The 24,320-nt window shown below is 66.8% G+C and carries 18 protein-coding genes, 1 tRNA gene and 1 other RNA gene; 12 read left to right on the top strand and 8 right to left on the bottom strand.

Annotation, left to right across the window (positions count from 1 at the left end; translation table 11 throughout):
* Window positions 1-14: 14 nt before the first annotated feature.
* The gene (locus ACXZ1E_RS05550) at window positions 15-1,064 is read right to left on the bottom strand and encodes an AAA family ATPase (protein WP_458352060.1); all 1,050 of its coding nucleotides are present in this window, start codon (window positions 1,062-1,064) and stop codon (window positions 15-17) included.
* 168 nt (window positions 1,065-1,232) lie between these two features.
* On the opposite strand from ACXZ1E_RS05550, the gene ffs reads away from it, so the two are divergent.
* From ffs to recR, 7 genes are all read left to right on the top strand, one after another.
* Window positions 1,233-1,329, top strand: an RNA gene (gene ffs, locus ACXZ1E_RS05545) — signal recognition particle sRNA small type.
* A gap of 25 nt (window positions 1,330-1,354) precedes the next feature.
* Window positions 1,355-3,484, top strand: coding sequence for a phosphate acetyltransferase (pta, locus tag ACXZ1E_RS05540; RefSeq protein ID WP_458042408.1), 2,130 nt, complete (start codon window positions 1,355-1,357; stop codon window positions 3,482-3,484).
* Window positions 3,481-4,722: an acetate/propionate family kinase gene (locus ACXZ1E_RS05535; RefSeq protein WP_458042407.1), complete on the top strand. Its 1,242-nt coding sequence runs from the start codon at window positions 3,481-3,483 to the stop codon at window positions 4,720-4,722. Before pta ends, ACXZ1E_RS05535 begins: the two co-directional genes overlap by 4 nt.
* 127 nt (window positions 4,723-4,849) lie before the next feature.
* The gene (locus ACXZ1E_RS05530; RefSeq protein WP_458352059.1) at window positions 4,850-5,578 is read left to right on the top strand and encodes an HAD family hydrolase; all 729 of its coding nucleotides are present in this window, start codon (window positions 4,850-4,852) and stop codon (window positions 5,576-5,578) included.
* A 56-nt stretch (window positions 5,579-5,634) separates the two neighbouring features.
* Window positions 5,635-8,163: a glycoside hydrolase family 65 protein gene (locus ACXZ1E_RS05525; protein ID WP_458042405.1), complete on the top strand. Its 2,529-nt coding sequence runs from the start codon at window positions 5,635-5,637 to the stop codon at window positions 8,161-8,163.
* A 9-nt stretch (window positions 8,164-8,172) separates the two neighbouring features.
* Entirely contained in the window at window positions 8,173-10,359 is a 2,187-nt protein-coding gene (locus ACXZ1E_RS05520) for a DNA polymerase III subunit gamma and tau (protein WP_458042404.1), read from the top strand.
* On the top strand, window positions 10,359-10,952 hold the full coding sequence (gene recR / locus ACXZ1E_RS05515) for a recombination mediator RecR (protein ID WP_036297771.1): 594 nt from the start codon (window positions 10,359-10,361) through the stop codon (window positions 10,950-10,952). The genes ACXZ1E_RS05520 and recR overlap by 1 nt, the downstream gene beginning before the upstream one ends.
* 37 nt (window positions 10,953-10,989) lie before the next feature.
* Here recR and ACXZ1E_RS05510 read toward each other — a convergent pair whose 3' ends face one another.
* Together ACXZ1E_RS05510 and ACXZ1E_RS05505 are read right to left on the bottom strand one after the other, a co-directional pair.
* Window positions 10,990-11,481, bottom strand: coding sequence for a hypothetical protein (locus ACXZ1E_RS05510; RefSeq protein WP_458042403.1), 492 nt, complete (start codon window positions 11,479-11,481; stop codon window positions 10,990-10,992).
* A gap of 22 nt (window positions 11,482-11,503) precedes the next feature.
* Window positions 11,504-12,901 (bottom strand): threonine/serine ThrE exporter family protein, encoded by a 1,398-nt coding sequence (locus ACXZ1E_RS05505; RefSeq protein ID WP_458042402.1) that lies wholly within the window; start codon window positions 12,899-12,901, stop codon window positions 11,504-11,506.
* A gap of 90 nt (window positions 12,902-12,991) precedes the next feature.
* Between ACXZ1E_RS05505 and ACXZ1E_RS05500 the strand changes: the two genes are divergently transcribed.
* The 5 genes from ACXZ1E_RS05500 to galE all read left to right on the top strand — a co-directional run bounded on the left by ACXZ1E_RS05500 (window position 12,992) and on the right by galE (window position 18,863).
* Window positions 12,992-14,278 carry an aspartate kinase gene (locus tag ACXZ1E_RS05500; protein WP_458042401.1) on the top strand — a complete coding sequence of 429 codons (1,287 nt, stop codon included), beginning with the start codon at window positions 12,992-12,994 and terminating at the stop codon, window positions 14,276-14,278.
* A gap of 228 nt (window positions 14,279-14,506) precedes the next feature.
* Entirely contained in the window at window positions 14,507-15,577 is a 1,071-nt protein-coding gene (locus ACXZ1E_RS05495) for an aspartate-semialdehyde dehydrogenase (protein WP_458042400.1), read from the top strand.
* 90 nt (window positions 15,578-15,667) lie between these two features.
* Complete coding sequence (locus ACXZ1E_RS05490; protein ID WP_458042399.1) at window positions 15,668-17,146, top strand: malate:quinone oxidoreductase; 1,479 nt, start codon at window positions 15,668-15,670, stop codon at window positions 17,144-17,146.
* A gap of 34 nt (window positions 17,147-17,180) precedes the next feature.
* The gene (locus ACXZ1E_RS05485; RefSeq protein WP_458042398.1) at window positions 17,181-17,807 is read left to right on the top strand and encodes a thymidine kinase; all 627 of its coding nucleotides are present in this window, start codon (window positions 17,181-17,183) and stop codon (window positions 17,805-17,807) included.
* Window positions 17,808-17,846: 39 nt separating this feature from the next.
* Window positions 17,847-18,863 carry a UDP-glucose 4-epimerase GalE gene (gene galE / locus ACXZ1E_RS05480; protein WP_458042397.1) on the top strand — a complete coding sequence of 339 codons (1,017 nt, stop codon included), beginning with the start codon at window positions 17,847-17,849 and terminating at the stop codon, window positions 18,861-18,863.
* A 21-nt stretch (window positions 18,864-18,884) separates the two neighbouring features.
* Here the strand turns inward: galE and ACXZ1E_RS05475 are convergent, their stop codons facing one another.
* From ACXZ1E_RS05475 to ACXZ1E_RS05455, 5 genes are all read right to left on the bottom strand, one after another.
* Entirely contained in the window at window positions 18,885-19,730 is an 846-nt protein-coding gene (locus ACXZ1E_RS05475) for a DUF1295 domain-containing protein (RefSeq protein ID WP_458042396.1), read from the bottom strand.
* Between the two features lie 19 nt (window positions 19,731-19,749).
* On the bottom strand, window positions 19,750-20,529 hold the full coding sequence (locus ACXZ1E_RS05470; protein ID WP_458042395.1) for an HAD-IIB family hydrolase: 780 nt from the start codon (window positions 20,527-20,529) through the stop codon (window positions 19,750-19,752).
* A 68-nt stretch (window positions 20,530-20,597) separates the two neighbouring features.
* A tRNA-Pro gene (locus tag ACXZ1E_RS05465) sits at window positions 20,598-20,671 on the bottom strand.
* 48 nt (window positions 20,672-20,719) lie between these two features.
* On the bottom strand, window positions 20,720-21,655 hold the full coding sequence (locus ACXZ1E_RS05460) for a metallophosphoesterase (RefSeq protein WP_458042394.1): 936 nt from the start codon (window positions 21,653-21,655) through the stop codon (window positions 20,720-20,722).
* Window positions 21,652-24,225, bottom strand: a complete 2,574-nt coding sequence (locus ACXZ1E_RS05455; RefSeq protein ID WP_458042393.1) for a transglycosylase domain-containing protein — start codon at window positions 24,223-24,225, stop codon at window positions 21,652-21,654. Before ACXZ1E_RS05455 ends, ACXZ1E_RS05460 begins: the two co-directional genes overlap by 4 nt.
* Between the last annotated feature and the right edge of the window lie 95 nt (window positions 24,226-24,320).

Raw genomic sequence — 24,320 nt, 5'->3', positions numbered from 1 at the left:
GGGCCAGCCGCGCCTCATGAGTGGGCCGCGACCGGTACCCGAACCGTGGCGGCGATGCGGTCGATGACAGCCGCGACCGTGTCCGTGCCGCCCCGCGCGCGTGCACCCGTGACGCTGCGCGTCGGGATGAGGCGATGCGCGAAGACCGGTTGGAGCAGCGCGATCAGATCATCGGGGATGACGAAGTTGCGGGCATCCAGCGCCGCCCACACTTTGGCGGCACGCACGAGCTGGAGCGTCGCACGCGGGCTCGCACCGAGCCGCAATTCGGGGTGCGATCGCGTGGCCTGCGAGAGCGCCACGGCGTACTCCCCGACCGAGGGCGAGACGTGAACGCTGCGCGCGAACGCGATCATGCGCGACACCTCGGAGGTGGTCACGACGGGTTGCAGGGCTTCGAGCGGATTGACGGTATCGCGCTGGCGCAGCATCAGCGCCTCGGACGCGGCATCGGGGTACCCCATCGAGATCCGGATCATGAACCGGTCGCGCTGTGCTTCGGGCAGGGCGTAGGTGCCCTCCATCTCGAGCGGATTCTGCGTGGCCACCACGAGGAACGGGTCGGGCAGCGGATGCGTCCGGCCATCCACGGTGACCTGACCCTCTTCCATCGCCTCGAGCAGCGCGGACTGGGTCTTGGGCGACGAGCGGTTGATCTCATCGGCGATGACGATGTGCGCGAAGATCGCGCCGGACTTGAACTCGAACTCACGCTCGGCCGGGTCGTACACCGACACACCGGTCACGTCACCGGGAAGCAGGTCCGGGGTGAACTGGATGCGCCTCACGCTCGCGTCCACGGATGCCGCTAAAGCCTTCGCGAGCATCGTCTTACCAACTCCCGGGACATCCTCGATCAGCAGGTGTCCCTCGGCGAGCAGGGCCACGAGGGCTGTGCGCACAGCCGCGGGCTTGCCATCGATCACGCTCGAGACGGATGAACCGATCGCGCGGGTGAGCTCCGAGAACCTCTCCGCATCCATGGGTATGGGAGGAGCGGGGGACATCCTGCGCCGCAGGTCGGCCCCGTCGAGCAGCTCGGCAGGTGCGGGTGAATCCGGCATGCGACCCCCTGGATCGTCGTCGGGTGGAGGGGGCGACATCGACCCCGCGTTACCCAATCGTAACCCCGGTGGCGTGCAGGGCGGCCGGGAGTTGACTGACTCCGAGTGGATCCCCCGGTGAAGGGGCCCACTCGTTCTCGACGGCGGGGGAGGGATGGTTAGACTGGGGGCAGCTCTCCGCGCGGCGGTATCCAGGCCAACTCCCCCAGGACGGAAACGTAGCAAGGGTAACCAGGCTCTGCCGGGTGCGCGGAGAGTCTTACTCTTTCCAGGCGCCTAGGCTGGACGACGTGGCGCAGAGCATCTTCATCACGTCCGCAGAGGGTCATTCGGGCAAGTCCTCCATCGCGTTGGGGGTGCTCGACACGCTGAGCCACGCGATGGCGCGGGTCGGTGTCTTCCGAGCGATCGCGCGCTCGACGCTCGAACGCGATTACGTGCTCGAAATGCTGCTCGAACACGACGGTGTCGAGCTGACGTACGACGAGTGCATCGGGGTCACGTACGACGACGTCCGGGCCGATCCCGAGGGTGCGTTGGGTGCGATCGTCGAGCGTTTCAAGGCGGTCGAGGCGCAGTGCGATGCCGTCGTGATCCTCGGCAGCGACTACACGGATGTCGGAAGCCCCGCCGAGCTCGCCTTCAACGCGCGCATCGCGGCGAACCTGGGGGCCCCGGTGCTGCTGGTGCTCGGCGGACGAGCGGGTCAGGGGCAGAGCGAACAGCTCGGCTCCTCGATCGCCCGCACCCCGGACGAGGTGGGCCAGATCGCCGACCTCGCGCTCGTCGAGTTAGCACACGGCCGGGCCGAGCTCTTCGCCGTGGTCGCGAACCGTGCCGATTCCGATCGCCTCGGCGAGACCGTGGCAACGCTGCGGCGGACCGTGGCGGCGCACGGCAGTGCGGGCGTTCCGGTGTGGGCGATCCCCGAGGATAAGTTCCTCGTTGCTCCGTCCATCCGCGGCATCATGCGCTCGGTCGACGGCACGCTCCTGACGGGTGACCCCGATCTCCTGACGCGCGAGGCGCTCGGCGTCGTCGTCGCGGGGATGTCGATGGTCAACGTGCTGCCGCGCCTGTTCGAGGGGGCTGTCGTGGTCATCCCCGCAGATCGCTCCGAGGTGCTGCTCGCCGCCCTGCTCGCGAACGCGTCGGGCACCTTCCCCTCGATTTCGGGCATCGTCCTGAACGGTGGTTTCGACCTGCCGGACCCGATCATGCGCCTGATCGACGGACTCGGGTCGACGCTCCCGATCATCACGACAGACCTCGGCACCTACGACACCGCCGTCCGCATCATGAACACGCGCGGTCGCCTCGCGGCCGATTCGCAGCGGCGCTACGACACGGCGCTGTCGCTGTTCGAGACGCACGTCGATACGACCGAGCTGCTGCGCGCGATCGGCGTTGCTCGGGCCACGGTCGTCACGCCGCTGATGTTCGAGTTCCAACTCGTCGAGCGGGCACGCTCCGACCGCCGCCGCATCGTCCTGCCCGAGGGAGAGGACGACCGGGTGCTGCGCGCCGCCGCGCGCGTGCTCGCGCGCGGTATCGCCGACCTCACGATCCTCGGCGAAGAGATCGAGGTGCGAAACCGCGCCATCGAGCTGGGAATCGACATCCGGGCCGCCGAGGTGCTGAGCCCCTTCGACGCGGTCCACGTGCACCGATTCGCCGAAGAGTACACGCGCCTGCGCTCACACAAGGGCGTGACATACGCCCAGGCGGCGGACACGGTGACGGATGGCTCGTACTTCGGCACGATGATGGTCCACCTCGGGATGGCCGACGGCATGGTCTCGGGCGCCGCGCACACGACGGCACACACCATCCGTCCCGCCTTCGAGATCATCAAGACGAAGGCGGGGGTGTCTGTCGTCTCGAGCGTGTTCCTCATGGCGCTCGCCGACCGTGTGCTCGTTTACGGTGATTGCGCCGTGATCCCCGATCCGACGAGCGAGCAGCTGGCCGACATCGCGATCTCGTCTGCCGCGACCGCCGAGCAGTTCGGTATCGAGCCGCGGGTAGCGATGCTGTCGTATTCGACAGGGACGTCCGGCTCGGGGGCCGATGTGGAGAAGGTCCGCGTCGCGACTGACCTCGTCCGGGAGCGGGCGCCGCAGCTCGCTGTCGAGGGACCGATTCAGTACGACGCGGCCGCCGACGCCGCGGTGGCCGCTGCGAAGATGCCGGGATCGGATGTCGCGGGCCGCGCCACCGTCTTCATCTTCCCCGACCTCAACACCGGCAACAACACCTACAAGGCCGTGCAGCGCTCCGCGGGCGCGATAGCCATCGGGCCCGTGCTGCAGGGCCTGAACAAGCCCATCAACGATCTCTCCCGTGGGGCCCTGGTCGAAGACATCGTGAACACGATCGCCATCACCGCAATTCAGGCGCAGGGAGAGACCGACGCATGAGCGCCATCCTCGTCGTCAACAGCGGATCGTCGTCCTTCAAGTACCAGCTGATCGATGTCGCGACCGAGGACGTGCTCGCCTCCGGTCTCGTCGAGCGCATCGGCGAGGACCTGGGCAGCGCGAGCCACACAGTCTCGGCCGCGGGCTTCGGCCACGCGCGCGAGGGTGAGCCGGCGCCGACTGTGCTCGAGGCCACCTACGACCGTGAGCTGCCGATCCCGGATCACACGGTCGGTTTCGCCGTGATGCTCGAGGCGTTTGCTCAGAACGGTCCCTCCCTCAGCGACAAGCCTCCGGTCGCCGTCGGGCACCGCGTCGTGCACGGCGGGGCGCGGTTCTACGAGCCGACGCTGATCACTCCGCTGGTCGAGATCAACATCGACGAGTTGTCGGTGCTCGCGCCGCTGCACAATCCCGCGAACCTGCAGGGTATCCGCGCCGCGAAGCAGGCCTTTCCCGACATCCCGCACGTCGCCGTCTTCGACACCGCTTTCCACCAGACGCTCGCGCCGGCCGCGTACACGTACGCCATCGACCGCGACCTGGCGGAAGCGCATCGTGTCCGCCGCTACGGGTTCCACGGCACGTCGCACAAGTTCGTGAGCGAGGCGGCGGCGCACTTCGTCGGACGAGATCTCGCGGATCTGCGCCAGATCGTCTTCCACCTCGGCAATGGCGCATCGGTCACGGCGATCCGCGGGGGTCGTTCGGTCGACACCTCGATGGGCCTGACGCCGCTGGAGGGACTCGTGATGGGAACCCGCTCGGGCGACCTCGATCCCGCCGTGCTGATCCACCTGGCTCGGCGCGCCGGACAGAGCATCGACGACCTCGACGATCTCCTCAACCGGCGCAGCGGCCTCCGAGGTCTCGCGGGTGTGAGCGACATGCGCGACCTCGTGGCACGTCGAGATGCCGGGGACTCGGCGGCCGCGCTCGCGTTCGACGTGTACATCCATCGGGTCCGCGCCTACGCGGGCGCCTACCTCGCGCAACTCGGCGGCGTCGACGTCATCTCGTTCACGGCCGGCGTGGGCGAGAACTCCGTGGCGGTGCGTGCCGAGGCACTCGCGACGCTCGGCTTCGCGGGCGTGCAGATCGACCCCGAGCGGAACGCGGCACGCAGCCGAGGAATCCGCGTCATTTCAACGGATTCCTCGCCCGTGACGGTTCTCGTCGTGCCGACGAACGAAGAGCTCGAGATCGCCCGACAGAGCATGCAGGCCGTCAGCAGCTGATCTGCCTCGCACACGTGTCGCACGGGCGTGCACACCGCCAGTACGCTGAGATCGCGACGAGAGCGAGTGTCGTCCGAAATGCCTCTCACCCGCCATGCTTCTCACCCGTTCGTCGCCTGGAGGATCCGTGCCCGACGCTCTGCCCGATCTGTCCGCGTACGATGCCGTGCTCTTCGACCTCGATGGCGTGCTCACGCCGACCGCCGAAGTACACATGCACGCCTGGCAGACGATGTTCGAAGAGCTTTTCGCCGCGTGGGACATCACCCCGGCCTACACCGAGCGGGACTACTTCGAATACCTCGACGGCAAGAAGCGCTACGACGGAGTCGCGAGCCTCCTGCGCAGCCGCGACGTCGAGGTGCCGTGGGGTGATCCGTCCGATCCTCCGACCGCCGACACGGTGTGCGGCATCGGCAACCGCAAGAACGTCGTGTTCTCGGGAGTGCTCCGCTCGGAGGGCATCACCGCCTACCCCGGCTCGGTGCGTCTTCTCGACGCGTTGCAGGCGGCCGACACACCGATCGCCGTTGTTTCGAGTTCGAAGAACGCGACCGAGGTTCTGCAGGTCGCGGGTCTCACGGATCGCTTCCCCGTCGTCATGGACGGCGTCATCGCCGAGCGCGACAACCTGTCGTCCAAGCCCGCACCCGATGTCTTCGTCGAGGCCGCCCGTCTCGTCGGCGTCGAACCCGCGCGCGCCGCGGCCGTCGAGGATGCGATCTCGGGCGTCATGTCGGCTGCCGCCGGGGGATTCGGACTCGTGATCGGGGTCGACCGCGGCGTCGGAGCAGACGAGCTGTTGAAGGCCGGCGCGCACCTCGTGGTCACCGATCTCGGCGAACTCGTGCCCTGATCCGTTTTCTCCTCTTCTTTTTTCTGCTCGACCGGCGCTAAGGAGCACTCCCCGTCATGATCGATCGCGATCGGTTTCCCGTCGACCCGTGGCGCCTCATCGAGACCTCGTACTCGGAAGAGGACACGGGCGTCACCGAGACGCTCTTCGCGGTCGGGAACGGGTATCTGGGACTGCGCGGCAACCAACCCGAGGGACGCCGCGCTCACGAGCACGGCACTTTCATCAACGGGCTGCACGAGACCTGGCCGATCCGGCACGCCGAGCAGGCGTACGGCTTTGCCGAGGTCGGCCAGACGATCGTCAACGCCCCCGACGCCAAGGTGATGCGCGTCTACATAGATGACGAGCCGCTCTCGCTCGATGTCGCGGACGTCCGCGAGTACGAGCGTGTCCTGGACTTCCAGGAGGGGCTGCTCCGTCGCCACGTCGTGTGGTGCACGCCGTCGGGCAAACAGGTGCAGGTCGACTTCGACCGCATCGTGTCCTTCGACGAGAAGCACCTGGCGGTGATGCGACTGACCGTGACGGTCTTGAACGCCGACGCGCCCGTGACCATTTCCTGCCAGCTGATCAACCGGCAGGACGGCGAGGACGTCTACGGCGGTTCGGCCAAGCGTGCGAAGGCGGCGGGTTTCGACCCTCGCAAAGCGGAGCGGATCGGCGCCGAGCGCGTGCTGCTGCCGCAGGAGTACTGGCAAGAGGGCCATCGTTCGACCCTCAGCTACCAGGTCAACGAGTCGGGCATGACGGTCGCGGTCTCGGCCGACCACCTCATCGAGACGGAGAACGACTACGAGGCGCGGACGCTCATCGAGCCCGACATCGCCAAGAACGTCTTCCGGGTGCAGGCGAAGCAGGGCGTGCCGATCACGGTGACAAAGCTCGTCTCGTATCACTCGTCGCGCGGGGTTCCGGCTCGTGAGCTCGTCGATCGCTGCCGCCGCACGCTCGATCGCGCCGAGTTCGAGGGCGTAGAGACGATCTACACCCGTCAGCGCGAGTGGATGGATGCCTTCTGGAAGCGGTCCGATGTGCGCATCGGGGGCCATGACGACCTGCAGCAGGCGACGCGTTGGTGTCTGTTCCAACTCGCGCAGGCAGCGTCCCGCGCGGACGGTCAGGGTGTTCCCGCCAAGGGCGTCACGGGATCCGGATACAGCGGGCACTACTTCTGGGACACCGAGATCTACGTCCTGCCGTTCCTGACCTACACCTCGCCGCTCTGGGCACGCAATGCACTGCGGATGCGCGCGCTCATGCTCCCGGCTGCGCGTCGCCGCGCCTTCCAGCTCAATGAGGCCGGCGCGCTGTTCCCGTGGCGGACGATCAACGGCGAAGAGGCATCCGCGTACTACGCCGCCGGCACGGCGCAGTACCACATCAATGCCGACGTGACATATGCGCTGGCGAAGTACGTGCGCGGCACGGGCGACGTCGACTTCCTCTACCGCGAGGGCATCGACATCGCGGTAGAGACCGCACGGCTGTGGACAACGCTCGGCTTCTGGCGTGAGGGTGAGGGTGACGCGACGTTCCACATCCACGGGGTCACCGGTCCGGACGAATACACGACCGTCGTCAACGACAATCTCTTCACCAATGTGATGGCGCGGTTCAACCTGCGCTTCGCTGCGCGCACGGTGCGCGAGATGGAGCAGGACGCTCCCGACGCCTACCGTCTCATGGTCGACCGCCTCGGTCTCGACCCACTCGAGGCGGAGGGCTGGGACCTCGCGGCCGAGGCTATGCACATCCCGTTCAGCCCCGCCCTCGGCATCCACCCTCAGGATTCTCTGTTCCTGGAGCGTGAGGTCTGGGATCTCGAGAACACCCCCGCGGATCGTCGCCCGCTCTTGCTGCACTTCCACCCGCTCGTGATCTACCGCTTCCAGGTACTCAAGCAGGCCGATGTCGTGCTCGCGCTGTTTCTGCAGGGCAATCATTTCTCGGCTGAAGAGAAGCTGGCCGACTTCCAGTACTACGACCCGCTGACGACCGGCGACTCCACGCTCTCGGCCGTCGTGCAGGCGATCCTCGCGGCCGAGGTCGGGTACCAGGACCTGGCGCTGGAGTACTTCGAGCAATCGATATTCGTCGACCTCGGCGACTTGCACCACAACGCGGCCGATGGTGTGCACGTGGCATCCGCCGGTGGGGTGTGGACCGCGCTCGTCTGCGGCTTCGGTGGTATGCGCGATCACTACGGTGAGCTGTCCTTCGACCCGCGCCTGCCCGAGTCGTGGCCGGAGCTTTCGTATACGCTGCGCTGGCACGACGCCCACCTGAACATCACGCTCACGCGCGACGCCATGGCGCTCAGTCTGGAAGAGGGAGAGGGCGATCCCATCGCGTTCTCGGTCCGTGGGCGTGAGTACGTCATCGCGCCGGGGGAGGAGCTCTCGGTGGAGCTCGCCGACCAGGGGCCCGTGCGCTCGGGGCGCCCGACGATCCAGCAGTTCGAGGACATCCGACGCGAAGACGGCACGCTGCTCTCGGCCTCGGTGCCCACCGTCTCGACCACGATTCCGACGCTCACGGGTCCGATCACGGTAGGCGGATCGGATGTCGCAGCCACGCCGTAGGCTGGGGGCGTGACCGCCGCCCTGTACCGCCGCTATCGACCCGAGACATTCGGGCAGATGATCGGTCAGGCGCAGGTCACCGACCCGCTGATGACGGCACTGCGCAACGACCGGGTCGGCCACGCATACCTGTTCTCGGGTCCGCGCGGCTGCGGCAAGACGACATCGGCCCGTGTTCTCGCGCGCTGCCTCAACTGCGCCGAGGGGCCGACCGATACGCCGTGCGGTGTGTGCCCGAGCTGCGTCGAGCTCTCCCGCGCCGGCGGGGGCTCGCTCGACGTCGTCGAGATCGACGCGGCATCCCACAACGGTGTCGATGACGCGCGCGACCTGCGTGAGCGAGCGATCTTCGCCCCGGCGCGCGACCGCTTCAAGATCTTCATCCTCGACGAGGCTCACATGGTCACGCAGCAGGGCTTCAACGCGCTGCTGAAGCTGGTCGAGGAGCCGCCCGATCACGTCAAGTTCATCTTCGCCACGACCGAGCCCGACAAGGTGCTCGGCACTATCCGCTCCCGCACCCATCACTATCCGTTCCGGCTCGTGCCGCCCGGCCCGATGCTCGAGTACGTCCAAGAGCTTTCGGCTCAAGAGGGTGTGCAGGTTGAACCGGGTGTGCTGCCCCTCGTCGTCCGTGCCGGTGGCGGGTCGCCCCGTGACACCCTGTCGCTGCTTGACCAGCTGATTGCGGGTTCGGACATCTCGGCAGAGTCCGGCTCCGCAACGGTCCGGTACGAACGTGCCGTTTCCCTGCTCGGCTACACCCACGCGGAGTTGTTGGACGAGGTCGTCGAGGCGCTCGCTGACCCCGACCCCGCAGCGGCGTTCGGTGCCGTCGACCGAGTTGTGCAGACCGGCCAGGATCCGCGGCGCTTCGTCGATGATCTGCTCGAGCGTCTGCGCGACCTGATCGTTGTCGAGGCAACGGGTCCCGCAGCGTCAGCCGTGCTGCGGGGTGTGCCTGTGGACGAACTCGAGCGGATGGGTCGACAGGCCCGTATCTTCGGCGGCGAACGTCTGTCCCGCGTCGCTGACCTGGTCAGCCGCACGCTCGACGACATGACGGGCGCGACGTCTCCGCGTCTGCAGCTCGAGCTGATGATCGCGCGCGTGCTCGCATCAGAAGTGGCGCCCGCGGCCGGGTCGACGTCCGGCTCCGGCGCGCCGCCGTCGGTGGCGCCGGCAGCGTCTTCGCAATCTGCGCCGGCACCTTCTGCGCCGGCACCTTCTGCAGCGGCATCGCCGGCGCCAGCAGTGTCCGTAGCTGTGCCGGCTGCCGCAGCGCCCACCGAGCCTGCGCCAGCTACGCCGACCGCACCCGAGCCGTCGGCTGCGGAACCGGCCCGCCCTCGCCCGACCGGACCCGTGACGGTAGCTATGCTCCGCGACGCCTGGCCCGAGGTCCTTTCGACACTCGAGGACATCAGTCGCACCTCATGGCTTGTGGCGAGCAATGCCCGCGTCCACGCCTACGAGGGTGACGTGCTCACGGTGACCTTCCAGAGCCAGAGCGATGTGCAGAAGTTCCGCCAGCGCGGCGTCGCTGCCAACGCCAGCGAGGACCTGCGGACCGCGATCGACCGGGTCCTGGGCGTGCGGGTAAAGTTTCTCGCCCGCCTCGATGGCCCCGACCCTGCCCCGCCCGCGGACGAGCCGCCGCCCCCGGACGACGGTCCGCCCGATGACTCGCCGCCGGACGATCAGCCGCCCGCAGGATGGGTCGCCCGCGCTCCCGGGTCGGCCGCGCAACGTCCCGAAGCAGCAGATTCAGCGCCGGTTTCGGGGTCTCGCTTGGCTGCCACTCCGACTCCGGCACCGGTGACGGAGTGGGCGGTCGCCGCGATACCGCGAACAGCGGATGAGCCGCCCGTCGCGCTCGGCACGCTACGCGCCCCCGCACAGCTCGCCGTCGATGATGAACCCGAAGAGGCGGTGGCGTCGCCGGCGCTCGCCGGGCGGACTGTGCCCGAGCGTGAGGGACAGGTGCTGAGTGTCGACGAGCCGCCGATGCCCGACGAGCCCGACGTCGATGTGCTCGGCCCGGGCTCGGCGCAGACCACTCCCGCCCCGGCGCGCGCGACGCCCGCAGCCGCAACGCGCGGCTCCGACCGCTACGGCGAGGCGGTCGTCCGCCAGGTTCTCGGCGCGACCTTCGTACGCGAGGAACGCTTCGAACAGCCCACGAGGTTCAGCTGATGTACGACGGAATTGTTCAAGACCTGATCGACGAGTTCGGTCGTCTGCCGGGCATCGGACCGAAGTCTGCTCAGCGCATCGCCTTCCATATCCTGCAGACGCCATCGTTCGACGTGAAGCGGCTCGCGACGCTTTTGGCCGATGTGCGCGAGCGCGTCCGTTTCTGCGAAGTCTGCGGCAACGTGTCCGAGCAGGACCGCTGCAGCATCTGTCGTGACCCGCGGCGCAATCCCCAGGTCATCTGTGTCGTCGAAGACGCGAAGGATGTCGCGGCCATCGAGCGTACGCGCGAGTTCCGCGGGCTTTACCACGTCCTCGGCGGGGCGATCAGCCCGATCGATGGCGTGGGCCCCGACGATCTGCGTGTCACCGAACTGATGACGCGTCTCGCCGACGGTACCGTGCAGGAAGTCATCCTCGCGACGAACCCGAACCTCGAGGGTGAAGCAACCGCGACCTACCTGAGTCGGCTCCTGCTGACGCTGCAGCTGCGCGTCTCGCGTCTGGCCTCGGGCCTGCCGGTCGGCGGCGATCTCGAATATGCCGACGAGGTCACCCTCGGTCGTGCGTTCGAGGGTCGACGGACCCTGTAGCGGGAACGGCCCGCGGGTTCCTCCCAAGGTATCCGGTTCAGCGGAGGACTTCGACGAGCACGATCCACGAGATCAGCAATGCGACCGGGATCGCGACGATGGCCCCGACGGCTACCACAACGAGCCCTGCCGGCTCGCCCGCGATCAGCATTGCCGATCCCACGGCGTAGATCGCGGCGGGCAGGAAGTTGATGGCGGCACGCGGCACCTTGAAGCGGTTCTGCGGATCGGTGTCCTGGGTGATCGCACGCGCCGCGTGCGCGTTGAACACCATCGCGATCAGCGCCGAAACGAGCACCGCGGCCCCATAGGCGACAAAGGTGATCTCCGGGAACAGGGCCAAAGCGGAAGCCGTGATTGCGAGCACGAGCGTCGCGATTCCGGCGGCCAGGCGCGCAGTCAGAGAGCGCGATTTCACGATCTCTGCGATGTTGACGCTCGCCGCCACGATCACGAGGCCGGCCAGAGCCGCGGTCGCTCCGAGGATGCCGAGATTGAACTCGTTCCAGCCGAGGTCATCGAGAGTCATGCCCGCACTTTAGCGCGCTGCCCTAACGGCGCAGCCGAGCGCGGGCGCGAACGACGCCGCCGAGGGAGGCGCGCACCGGCTGCCCGAGGTAAATCCCCAGGGAGGCGCCGACGGCGAGGCTCACGCCGATCACTCCCGCCGCGGCCAGAGTGCCGAAACCCTCGAGCATGATCTGCGGATCGTCGCCGGACTCCACGATGCCGAGCAGACCGCGGAAGACTGCTGCCCCGGGCACCATCGGCAGGATCGCCGCAGTGGTGATGGCGACCGCGGGTACGTGCAGGCGATAGGCGGCGAGGACGCCGACGAAGCTGCCCGCGAACGCGCCGACACCGCTGGCCGCCGCGATCTCGAGACCGACGCCGGAGGCCGCGAGGAAGCCCAGCCAAGCCACGACGCTCAGAACGGCGCTGACCACGACGATCCGCAGTCCCGCTCCGTTGAAGACGGCGACCGCGATGGCGATCAGCGCGGCGCCCGCGAACTGAAGCGGTACGGGTCCGAGCGGTAGTGCGGCGCTCGGCGGTTCCATCGCGTAGCCGAGCACACGCGCAGTCTGCAGTCCCGCGAGGATCCCGAGCACGACGCCGAGCGTCTGGGTCATGAGCTCGAGGATGCGGCCGGTCGCGGTCAGCGCGAAACCGTCGATCGCGTCCTGTGCGGCGCCGACGACGGTGAGCCCGGCCAGCATCAGCACGACCCCGGAGGCGACGATCACCGAGGGCCGGACGCTGTCGCCGCCGGGTATCGAGGTCATCGCCAGGAGAGGAGTGAGCGCGGCGACGAGAGTAAGCACGAGAGCGGCGGCGATCTGACTGAAGAAGTACGGAACCGCGGCGCGCGAAAGCAGGGCCTGCGTGACCGCGGCGGCCCCCGCAGCGAAGAACGCCACAGCAACGGTGAGTGGGCCCGCTCCGAACATCACCGCGACACCCACGGCCAGAGCGGCCTGGGCGATGATGACGACTCCGGGACCGTAGCGGAAGGGCGAGCGTCGGATCTCGCGCAGCAGGGTTCGCGCGTCCGCGAGTTCGAGTCCGAGTGCGATCTCGGCGACCAGGGAGTGCAGGCGCCGGAGCTTGTCGTGGTCGGGCGCCGTCTGACGCACGACCCGAAGCAGAGTGAAGGGACGGGGCGCGCCACTGCGGTGGTGCGAGGCGGTGATGGAGTTATAGGTCACGTCGACATGCACCGGGCTGAGTCCGTAGGCCGCGCTCACTCGAACGATCGTCGCGGTGACGTCGCTCGCCGAAGCGCCCGTCGCCAGCATCGTCTGTCCGATTCGCACGGCGAGGTCAAGGATCCCGACGGCCATCGCATCGTCGATTACGGGAATCGCTTCGGTCGCGGTGTCGGCGGGAACCTCGCCTCGGATGAGCCCGCCGAGCGAGGGCAGGAGTCGGCGAAGATACTGGCGCATGGCCTATCGATCGTAGTAGCGGTCGGAGCATCCGTAAGATAGTTCGTCGGGCGCGGCATCCGAGCGCTCCTCATCCCCGGGAGTTTCATCGTGGCGCTGATCGTGCAGAAGTACGGTGGCTCGTCCGTCGCGGACGCAGAGAGCATCAAGCGCGTCGCCAAACGCATCGTCGATGCGCGGCGTGCCGGCGACGACGTGGTTGTCGCGGTCAGCGCGATGGGCGACACCACCGATGAGCTTCTGGACCTCGCCTCGCAGGTCGCGCCGATTCCCGCACCGCGCGAACTCGACATGCTGCTCTCGAGCGGTGAGCGCATCTCGATGGCGCTGCTCGCCATGGCGATCCACTCGATGGGCTTCGAGGCGCGATCGTTCACGGGCAGCCAGGCGGGAATGATCACGGATGCCACGCACGGCGCCGCTCGCATCGTCGATGTCACTCCCGTGCGTCTGCGCGAGGCCCTCGACGAGGGAGCGATCGTCATCGTCGCCGGTTTCCAGGGCTTCAACCGCGATACCCGTGACATTACGACCCTCGGCCGCGGAGGTTCCGACACGACCGCGGTCGCCCTCGCTGCGGCGCTGAAGGCGGACGTGTGCGAGATCTACAGTGACGTCGACGGCATCTTCACGGCGGACCCGCGCATCGTTCCCCGCGCACGCAAGCTCAACACCGTCACGACGGAAGAGATGCTGGAACTCGCGGCCAACGGTGCAAAGGTGCTGTACATCCGCGCCGTCGAGTACGCGCGTCGGCATGGCGTGCTCATCCACGCACGATCGACGTTCTCATCGTCCGAGGGCACCTATGTGCTCGACGAGAAGCGCCACGCGGCGCTGCAGCAGCAAGGAGATGGCATGGAAGAACCCATCGTCGCGGGTGTCGCGACCGACCTCGGCCAGGCCAAGATCACGGTCATCGGGGTTCCCGATGTGCCCGGCAAGGCGGCCGAGATCTTCAAGATCGTCGCCAAGTCCGGCGCGAACGTCGACATGATCGTGCAGAACGTCTCCGCTGCGGCGACGGGCCGCGCCGACATCTCGTTCACGCTGCCCAAGGCGGATGCCTCGCTCGCGCTCAAGGCCCTCTCCGGGGAGCAGGGCTCCGTCGGTTTCGAGAGCCTCGTACACGACGATCAGATCGGCAAGCTCTCCGTGGTGGGGGCTGGGATGCGTACCCACTCGGGCGTCTCCGCGACGCTGTTCGAGGCGCTGAGCGTACTCGGAGTCAACATCGAGATGATCTCGACCTCCGAGATCCGCATCTCGGTCGTCGTCCGTGCGGACGACCTCGCCGAGGCGGCGCGCGTCGTGCACCGCGCCTACGGGCTCGACGGCGAGATCGAGGCAACCGTGCACGCCGGCTCCGGCCGCTGACCCGCCCGCACCTTCCGCGACCGCGTCCCACTTTTTGGGGCGTATGTCCCACTTCGGCCCGCTTCAGCGCACCTAAAGCGAGCCAAAGTGGGACATGGCAGGGCGTGATGTCCAGCTATTTTTCCGTCCCGAGGCCCATAGCAGTTGAAAGTGGGACATGCCGGGGAGGACGCCTCGGAAGCACCTCGGTAGAATCGTCCCAATCCACGCCCCGAAGAAAGTTTCATCATGACCCGCATCTCAGATTCCGGACTTTCCGTCGCCGTCGTCGGCGCCACGGGACAGGTGGGCACGGTGATGCTCGAGATTCTCGCCGAGCGTTCGTTCCCGATTCGTGAGCTGCGCCTGTTCGCCACGGCCCGCTCGGCGGGCACGTCGCTCGAGTTCGGCGGACACAACATCGTGGTCGAGGATGTCGCGACTGCGGACCCCGCGGGCATCGACGTCGCCCTCTTCTCGGCCGGTGCGACCGGAAGTCGCGCGCACGCCCCGCGGTTCGCTGAAGCCGGCGCCGTCGTGATCGACAACTCCAGTGCCTGGCGCATGGACCCCGAGGTTCCGCTCGTCGTGAGCGAGGTCAACCCGCACGCGATCGCCGAGGCGCACAAGGGCATCATCGCGAACCCGAACTGCACCACGATGGCTGCGATGCCCGTGCTCAAGGCGCTCCACGCCGAGGCGGGGCTCGAGCGCCTGATCGTCAGCACCTACCAGGCCGTCAGCGGCTCGGGCATCGCCGGTGCCGAGGAACTGCTCGGACAGGTCGAGGGCGTGCTCGCACAGGGCGACACCCTGCGGCTCGTGCGGGACGGATCCGCCGTCGACTTCCCGCAGCCGGAGAAGTACATCGCCCCGATCGCGTTCGACGTGATCCCCTTCGCCGGCAACCTGGTCGACGACGGCGACAACGAGACCGACGAAGAGAAGAAGCTCCGCAACGAGAGCCGCAAGATCCTCGAGCTGCCCGACCTGCGCGTCGCGGGCACCTGCGTCCGCGTCCCGGTCTTCACGGGTCACTCGCTCAGCATCAACGTCGAATTCGCGAACGAGATCACGCCCGCGCGCGCACGCGAGGTGCTCTCGGATGCCCCGGGTGTGCAGCTCGAAGAGGTTCCCACCCCCCTCCAGGCAGCTGGCAAGGACCCCAGCTTCGTCGGACGCATCCGTGCCGATCAGTCGGCTCCCGCGGGACGCGGGCTCGTACTCTTCATCAGCAACGACAACCTGCGCAAGGGCGCTGCGCTCAACGCCGTCCAGATCGCGGAGCTCATTGCGGCTGGCCTGAGCGTCGACGCCTGAGTGTGTCGGGCGCGTAAGAACCGTCGACTTTTCGCTATCGGCGATGCCCTGACGTCCGAGCGTCCGGACCCACAGAACTAGACTTGTCCGGTGAGCGAAACAGTCGACGTCGTGCTCATCGGTGGCGGCATCATGAGCGCCACCCTGGGCACCCTCCTGCATCAACTCGAACCGGACTGGAAGATCGTTCTGGTCGAACGACTCTCGGATGTCGCGCTCGAAAGTTCGAACGCGTGGAACAACGCGGGCACCGGCCACGCGGCCCTCTGCGAGCTCAACTACATGCCGCAGGCGTCCGACGGATCCGTCGACCCCGCCAAGGCCGTCTCGATCAACGAGCAGTTCCAGCAGAGCCGTCAGTTCTGGGCGAACCTCGTCGAGCGCGGTGTGCTGAGCGAGCCGAAGACATTCATCAACGCCACACCGCACATGACTTTCGTGCGCGGCGAGAAGGATGTCGAGTACCTGCGCCGCCGCTACGAGGCTCTCAGAACGCAGCCCCTGTTCGCGGGCATCGAATACAGCGAAGACTCTCGCGTGATCAACCAATGGGCACCGCTGTTGATGCAGAAGCGCCGGAAGAGCGACGAGCCCTTCGCAGCGACGCGCGTTCCCGCGGGCACGGACGTCGATTTCGGTGCGCTCACCCACCAGCTGATCGATCATCTGCGTGACGACGGAGTCGAGGTCATCACCGACCGCGAGGTCCGCAATCTGAAGCGTCAGAAGGACGGGACGTGGCTCGTCAAGACCCGCAACCGGTTGGGGCGAACGCCCGGCGAGATCAACGCGAAGTTCGTCTTCGTGGGTGCGGGCGGGTGGGCGCTCAAGCTCCTCCAGCGTTCGGGTATCCCCGAGATCTCCGGCTACGGCGTCTTTCCGATCGGCGGGCAGTGGCTCAAGACCTCCAACCCCGAGCTGATCGCCCAGCACCGTGCCAAGGTGTACTCCCAGGCATCCGTCGGCGCACCGCCCATGTCGGTTCCGCACCTCGACACACGCGTCGTGGACGGCGAGGCATCCCTGATGTTCGGTCCGTTCGCGACGTTCAGCCCGAAGTTTCTCAAGAACGGTTCCGTGTTCGATCTGGTGACGCAGATCCGGCCGGCGAATCTGCTGCCGATGCTGAAGGTCGCTGTCGATAACCCCGGTCTCTTGAAGTACCTGATCGCCGAGCTGCTGAAGAACCATGGCAAGAAGATGGATTCGCTGCGCGAGTTCGTGCCGACGGCAAAGGACGAGGACTGGCAGCTGCTGAACGCCGGCCAGCGCGCTCAGGTCATGAAGAAGGACCCGAAGAAGATCGGCGTGCTGCAGTTCGGCACGGAGGTCGTCGCGGCGAAGGATGGTTCGATCGCCGGTCTGCTCGGAGCGTCGCCGGGTGCATCCACCGCCGTCTCCATCATGCTCGGGCTGTTGCAGACCTGCTTCCCCGACCGCATCGATCAGTGGAAACCGGAGCTTCGCGAGCTGATTCCCAGCTACGGCGAGACGCTGAACACCCGTCCCGATGTCGCGCGGGTCACGATCGAAGAGACCGCGGCGGCGCTCGCCATCACGGCCGTCTGATCTGGCTCCGACCCAGCTTCCGTAGACTCTGCGCGTGGCAAAACTGTACTTCCGCTATGGCGCGATGAACTCCGGCAAGTCGACCGCGCTCTTGCAAGCCGCGTACAACTACGAAGAGCGCGGCCAGCGGGTGCTGCTCGCCAAACCGGCGATCGACACGAAGGCCGACGACCAGATCGCGTCGCGCCTGGGGGTTTCGCGAACCGTCGATTTTCTCATCGAGCCCGAAGCCGATGCGGGTGGGCTGTTCCGTGCGGAGCGCGAGCGCTCGCGTGCCGGGACGGGTGTGGATGTCTCGTGCCTCCTGATCGACGAGGCCCAGTTCCTGACGCCCCGCCAGGTCGACGACCTGTTCCGCATCGCGATACACGATGACATCCCCGTTCTCGCCTACGGCATCCGATCCGACTTCCTGACGGCCGCGTTCCCCGGTTCGCGACGATTGCTCGAGATCGCCCATACCCTCGAAGAGTTGAAGACGATCTGCCGCTGCGGTCGGAAGGCGGTGTTCAACGGGCGGGTCATCGACGGTCGGTTCGTGTTCGACGGCGACCAGGTCGCGATCGACGAGGCCGGCGAACGCGCGGAGCATGTCGTGACGTACGAATCGCTCTGCGGTGCCTGCTATCTAGAGGAGTCGGGCGACCGGCTCAGCAGGTAGCGGCAATGGACGACGCGCCGCCCGGTTTAGGCTGAGAGCATGCGTGTTCTTCTCGCCGGCGGTGCCGGTTATATCGGTGCCCACACGGCCGTCGCACTGCTCGATGGCGGACACGAGGTCGTCCTGCTCGACGACCTCTCGGGCACCCACGCCGAGGCGGCTGCGCGCGTCGAGAAGATCACCGGGTGCCCCGCGCCGCTCGTGATCGGCGACGCCGCCGATGACGCGGTTGTCGAGCGTGCCTTCGACGAGTTCGGTCCCTTCGACGCGATCCTGCAGTTCGCGGCACACAAGGCGGTCGGCGAATCGACGCAGAAGCCGCTGCAGTACTACGCCAACAACCTGGGCACGACCTTCGCGCTGCTGCGGGTGGGGCTGGCCCGAGGCATCCGCTCCTTCGTCTTCTCGAGCACCGGTACCGTCTACTCCGAGCCGGAGGACCTGCCGTTCCGCGAGACGTCCCGTACGAGCATCGATCTCTCGAACCCGTACTCGAAATCGAAGCGGATGAATGAGGTCGTCCTCGAGGACGTGGCCCGGGTCAACCCCGAACTCGACGTCACGGTGCTGCGGTACTTCAACCCGGTCGGTGCGCACGAGAGCGGGCTGATCGGCGAGGACCCGGCGGGCATCCCGAACAACCTCATGCCGTATGTCTCGCGCGTCGCGATCGGTTCGCTCGAGCGCATCGGCGTATTCGGGAACGACTACGACACACCCGACGGCACGGGCCTGCGGGACTACATCCACGTCGTCGATCTCGCCGAGGGGCACGTCGCGGCGCTCGAGCAGGCGAAGCCCGGATACGCGGTCTACAACCTGGGGACCGGCGAGCCGGTCAGCGTGCTCGGCCTGATCGCCGCCTTCGAGAAGGCTGTCGGACACGAGTTGCCCAAGCAGTTTCTCGACCGGCGACCCGGCGATGTTGCGGCAACGTACTGTGACCCCGCCAAGGCGGCCGACGAGCTCGGCTGGACCACGCGGCTCTCGATCGACGACGCCTGTCGTGACTACTGGCGCTGGCAGCAGCAAAACCCGCACGGCTACGCCTCTTAGCGCTTGCGTCGTTTCGTCTCGCTACGCTCGCTCAACGACCGGGGCGCTCCTGCGCGGGGGCCACGGCACGAGCATTGACGTCGACTTCTGATACTCGGCGTACGCCGGATACTTGCCCGACGTGATTGCCTCGGTGAAGATCGTCGAGCCGATGAACAATACGGTCAAGAGGACGGCCCCGATGATCGACCAATTGATCGCGCCGCCCCAGAAGCCGAGTCCCGCTGCTACGGCTGCGGTTGCGCCGATCGCATAGAACGCCCACCATTGGGCCTGCTCGAAGAAGAAGTTCGGGTGCCGGCTGAAGCGGAAAAGCCCTGTGGTGAGGAATCCCTCGCCGAGATGTCCGCCCGCCCGGGCCTTGGCGCGATGGAAGTTCCACTGCTGCTGGTCCGCAACGGTCTCGCCGATGAGCAGCACGAGGAAAAGGATGGCGAACGCTGCGTCCCACACTCCGAGAGGCGCGTCGTACTGCCATGCGACCTGGGCGGGCAGGGTGATCAGCACCAGAAGGGCGTTCTGGTACAGCACGATGAAGAACAGGTTGAACAGCTGGAACTGCCAGGGCTTCATGCGTCCGCGTAGAATCGCCCAGCGGTAGTCCTCCATGCCGGAGTATCCGCCCTTGCGGGCGAAGTTGAACGTCAAGCGGGCACCCCACGCCGTGACGAGCGCGGCCATGACGACGAGGCGCGACGCATCCTTACCCTCGGCCAGCGCGGCACCCGCGAAGATCCAGACATACGCGATCGGCACGATCGACCAGATGCGGTCGACCCACGAGGTGTCCTTCGTGATCAGCGACAGGATCCAGCAGGCGGCGCTGACAGCGGCGGCGACGATGACGACGAGAGCGAGCGGTTCCACGGCGTCAGCATAGCTCCGGCTACCGAATCGGTAGCGTCGGAAGGAGCGCGTCGAGGTACTCGACTGTCTCTTCCCACCCGTCGACCGCGTGGCAGGGTACTCCGAGCGCGAGCACGGGGTAGTCGTTGCCATCCGGGTCGAGCCGATCGCCGACGAAGAGCATCTCACCGAGGGGGATACCGGTGTGCTCGGCGAGCCGCGTCATCCCGTAGGCCTTGTCGATGCCGCGGTGCGTGATGTCGACCGACGTCGAACCGCCCGATCGCACCTCGAGGTCGGGAATGCGGGCGGCGACAGCGTCGCGGAGGGCGGACTTGCGGGATCCCGTCGGGTCCCAAGCGACCTTCGCCTCGAGAGGCGCGCGCTGACCGAGGGCGGAGAAGGTGATCTGCGAGCCGCGATCTTCGAGGATGTCGCCCCACGGCTTCGACTCCCACAGTCCGAGTCGTCGGGCCTCTTCCTCGACGGCCGAGATGGCGCGCGTCTTCTCGTCATCGGTGAGGGAGTGCGCGTAGATCGTGTCGATCTGGCCGCTCGCGTCGAACCGGTAGTACTGCGTGCCGCAGGTGGGCATCAGGTGCATGTGCGCGAGTGCTTCGGGCGAAGCATTCGGAAGACGTTCAACGACCTGGCTGCGGAACTGGCCGAGTTGACCGCCGGAGATGATCGCGACTTCGACACGCTCGGCGAGAGCGAGAAGATGTACGCCGACCGCTTCCGGGATGGGGCTCTTCGAGGGAGCGAGCGTGTCGTCCAGGTCGAAAGCGACGAGTCGGATCTTCGCGAGTGCGTCGGTCATCGTGCTCCAGGTTCGATTCGGGAGAGGAACGAAAAAGGAGGGCCGCCCGTGGCGACCCTCCTCATCTGTCGGGGTGACAGGATTTGAACCTGCGGCCTCGTCGTCCCGAACGACGCGCGCTACCAAGCTGCGCCACACCCCGTGGCAACCCTCCGAGTCTACCCGAACTCCCCCGTCCGCCCGAACCGCGTCACACGCGAGCGATCAAGGTCACCAGGGTGGCCTCGGGTCGGCAGGCGAAGCGAACCGGAGCGTAAATCGAATGGCCGAGTCCAGCGCTCACGTTCAGGGGCACCTTGCGGCCGCCCCGTGCCCACGTGGAGAGGCCCCGTGCTTGTTTCAGGGGGATGTCGCAGTTGGCGACGAGCGCTCCGAAACCCGGAAGGCGCACTTGGCCGCCGTGGGTGTGGCCCGCGAAGATCGCCTCGGCTCCGCCATCCGTGAAGGTGTCCAGGACTCGTCGGTAGGGCGCGTGCGCCACACCGATCGTGAGAACGGCCGACGTGGTTCCCTCTTCGCGCAGGCTCTCGATCATCCCCGGGACCAGATCGAGGCGGTCGTCGTCGTGGTGCGCGTCGCCCACGCCGAATCCGTTGATCCGGAGGCCCGCCACATCGACTGCCCCGAACGTGTTGTCGAGATTCGTCCAGCCCAGGTTCTCCGTGAAGTAGTCCTCCATGGCCGCGACATCGAGTCGCGGTGGGTTCTGCTTCCGGCGCGACGGGCCGAGAAAGTAGCGGAGGGGATTGCGGGGTGTGGGGCCGAAGCTGTCATTCGAGCCGTGCACAAAAAAGCCCGGCGTGCCGCGGAAGCCGGCGAAGGCCGCGCGCACACCGCGCAGCCCGTCGGTGTGACCCATGTTGTCGCCCGTGTTGACGATCAGATCAGGCCGGAGGGACGCGAGTGAGGTAATCCATGCCTGCTTGCGACGCTGCCACGGGGCCATGTGGACGTCTGAGATGTGCAGCACACGGACGGGTGTCGAGCCCGCGGGCAGGATGGCCAGTTCGACCCGCCGGAGCGTGAACAGATACCGCTCGACGCCGATACCCCAGACCGCCGCGGCAGCGCCGAGCGCGCCCGCGGCTGCCAGGGCGCGCAGGCCCTGACGGGAACGCGGGGTCACGAGCAGGTGTCGCGCTCGAAGGTGATCGCCAGTTGCGCGTTGCGGTTCACGATCGAGCCGGCGCCTGGGGCGACCGAGGTGACGATGCCGGGTCCCGTGGCCCCTTCCTTCACGACACACGTCTCCGCGGGGTTGCGTCCGAACGTGCCACGGATGCTGTCGACCGCCTGCTGGCGATTCATGCCCACGACGTTCGGCACGGCGACGCCTTCGCCATTGCTCGGCGAGATCGTCACGGTCGTACCGCCGCTCACGCGGCCGGCTCCGGGATTCTGGCTTTCCACGGTTCCGGCGGCTTGCGTGCTGGTGACAGCGTCACCGACGACCACCGAGAACCCGGCTGCCTCGAGCGTTGCGACGGCCTGGTCGACCGACTGGCCGACGACGTTCGGTAGATCGATCAACACCTGCCTCGTGAGGTTCGAGTCGGGTGTCGCGAAGCGGTCGCCGCCATACTTGGCGTTCGCGGCGCCCTGCATGTCGGGCCAGATCGAATGGCGCATGCGCCAGAGGGAGTAGCCGTTTGCCGAATTGCGGTCGAGGCGCTGCTGTCCCTTGACGTTTCCCACCCAGACGACGGTCGTCACTTTGGTGCTGCTGCCGTCCATCCATGTCTGGTATTGCTCGTGGATACCGGTCTTGCCGAATACCGGGACGCCGTCGCCGATTCGGGAGGATGCAGCCGAACCGCCGTTGATGACACCCTCCAGTGCGAATGCTGCTGTCGACGCGACGGATTCGTCGAGGACGCGGTTGCAGGTCGTATCGGGGAGAGGAAGTGCCTCTCCGTCCGAGTTGTAGACCGCATCGATTGCCTTCGGGGGGCAGTAGACGCCGTTGCTCGCGATGGTCGCGTACGCGGCCGCCATGTCGATGGGGGCGATGTTCTTCGAGCCGAGGATGTCATACGGCACGTTGACGGCTTCGCTGATGCTCTCGTTGCCGATGTACGTCTTGTAACCGTTCGCGTACTCGACGCCGAGACGGTCGGCGATCTTGTTGGTGTCGCAGACGCTGACCTTCTCGCTCATTGCGAGGAAGCCCGTGTTGAGCGAGTCGGCGGTGAACTTCATCGGGGTGCCGTTGTAGCCGCCCACCCCCTCGAAGTTCTTCACCTCGCCGGAAGAAACGCGCTGAGTGCCGCCGTCGCAGTCGGTCAACACCGTGAAGTTCCGCTGGCGGCCGTTGATGACCTCGTTGACGGAATGGCCGTGTTCGAGCCAGTTCAGCAGGGTGAAGAGCTTGTAGGTCGAGCCCGGGTTGAAGCCGTTCGATCCACCGTTGACGTAACGGGTGTTGTAGTTGATCGAGGTGTACGACGCGTCAGCCGCCGACTGGTCCGCATCCTGCGTGTACTTGCGATTCTGCACCATCGACAGCACACGCCCGGTGCCAACTTCGAGCTGCACGCCCGTTGAGCCGAGGTCGAGGTTGGGGTGAGTCGCCGGGACGATCGAGATGGCCTGCTCTGCGGCCGCCTGAAGATCCAGGTCGAGGGTCGTGTAGATCTTGAGTCCACCGCGGCGAAGAGCGTTGCTTCGATCATCAGCGGTCTCTCCGAACGCGACATCGTTGAGCACGATCGTTCGGACATAGTCGCAGAAGTACGCGGACCCGCCCGCCTGCTGGCAGCCTTGTACAGTCGGGTTGATGTTGGGGGTGATGACCTCGGCCTTGGCCGCGTCGTACTGCTCCTGGGTGATCTTGCCCTCGGTGAGCATCTGACGCAGCACATAGTTGCGACGATCCGTCGTGTCGACGTAGCCGTCCGCGGCACCGTTGCGCTCGCGCTCGGGCTTGTCGATGCGGTAGGTGTTCGGGTTCTGCACCATGCCCGCGAGGGTCGCGGCCTGCGAAAGTGTCAGGTCGGACGCGTTGACCCCGAAGTAATATTGCGCCGCAGCCCCCACACCGATGTTGAGCCCGCCGAAGTTGGCGATGTTCAGGTATCCGAGCAGAACGTCGTTCTTGGAGTAGCGCTGCTCAAGGGCGATTGCGTAGCGCATCTCCTGGATCTTGCGCTGATATCCCTCAACGCCCACGCTTCTCGTGGCGTCATCCCAGCACGCCAGAAGCTCCTCTTGCGTGGGTGCTTCCTTCTCGCACCTCTGCACCAGGACGTTCTTGACGTACTGCTGGCTGATCGAGGATCCACCCTGCGTTTGACCACCCTGCGCATTGCTCAGCAGCGCGCGGGTGGTGCCGATGAGGTCGACCCCACCGTGTTCGTAGTAGCGGGGATCTTCGCTCGAGAGAATCGCGTCGTACATGACGGGCGCAATCTGCTCATAAGTGACGGGCACGCGGTTCTGGTCGTAGAAGCGGGCAAGCAACACTTCGCTGCCGTCGCTCTGCTTCGCGTAGATCTCGCTCTGCTGCATCAGATCATCGATCTCGAGGTAGCTCGGCATGTTGTCGAACATCGTGATCGCGCTCGACGCTGCGGCGCCCGATACGGCGATGGCCGGCGTAACGGTGGCGGTCACCAAGAGGCCAGCGACTGCGCTCAGGCCTACGAGGCCGGCGAGTCCGCCGAGCACGCCCGTAGCCGTCCGATTCTTATCAGGCATAGGGTTGATCGTAAGGGAGTTAGCTGAGCGATGACCGAAACACCTCGCGCGTGCCTCCCGTTCGGAAACGATCCGACCACCGCGATCTCGGGAGT

The organism is Pacificispira sp. HM-600 (genome assembly GCF_977993705.1).
This window is presented reverse-complemented; position numbering and strand designations above follow the sequence as displayed.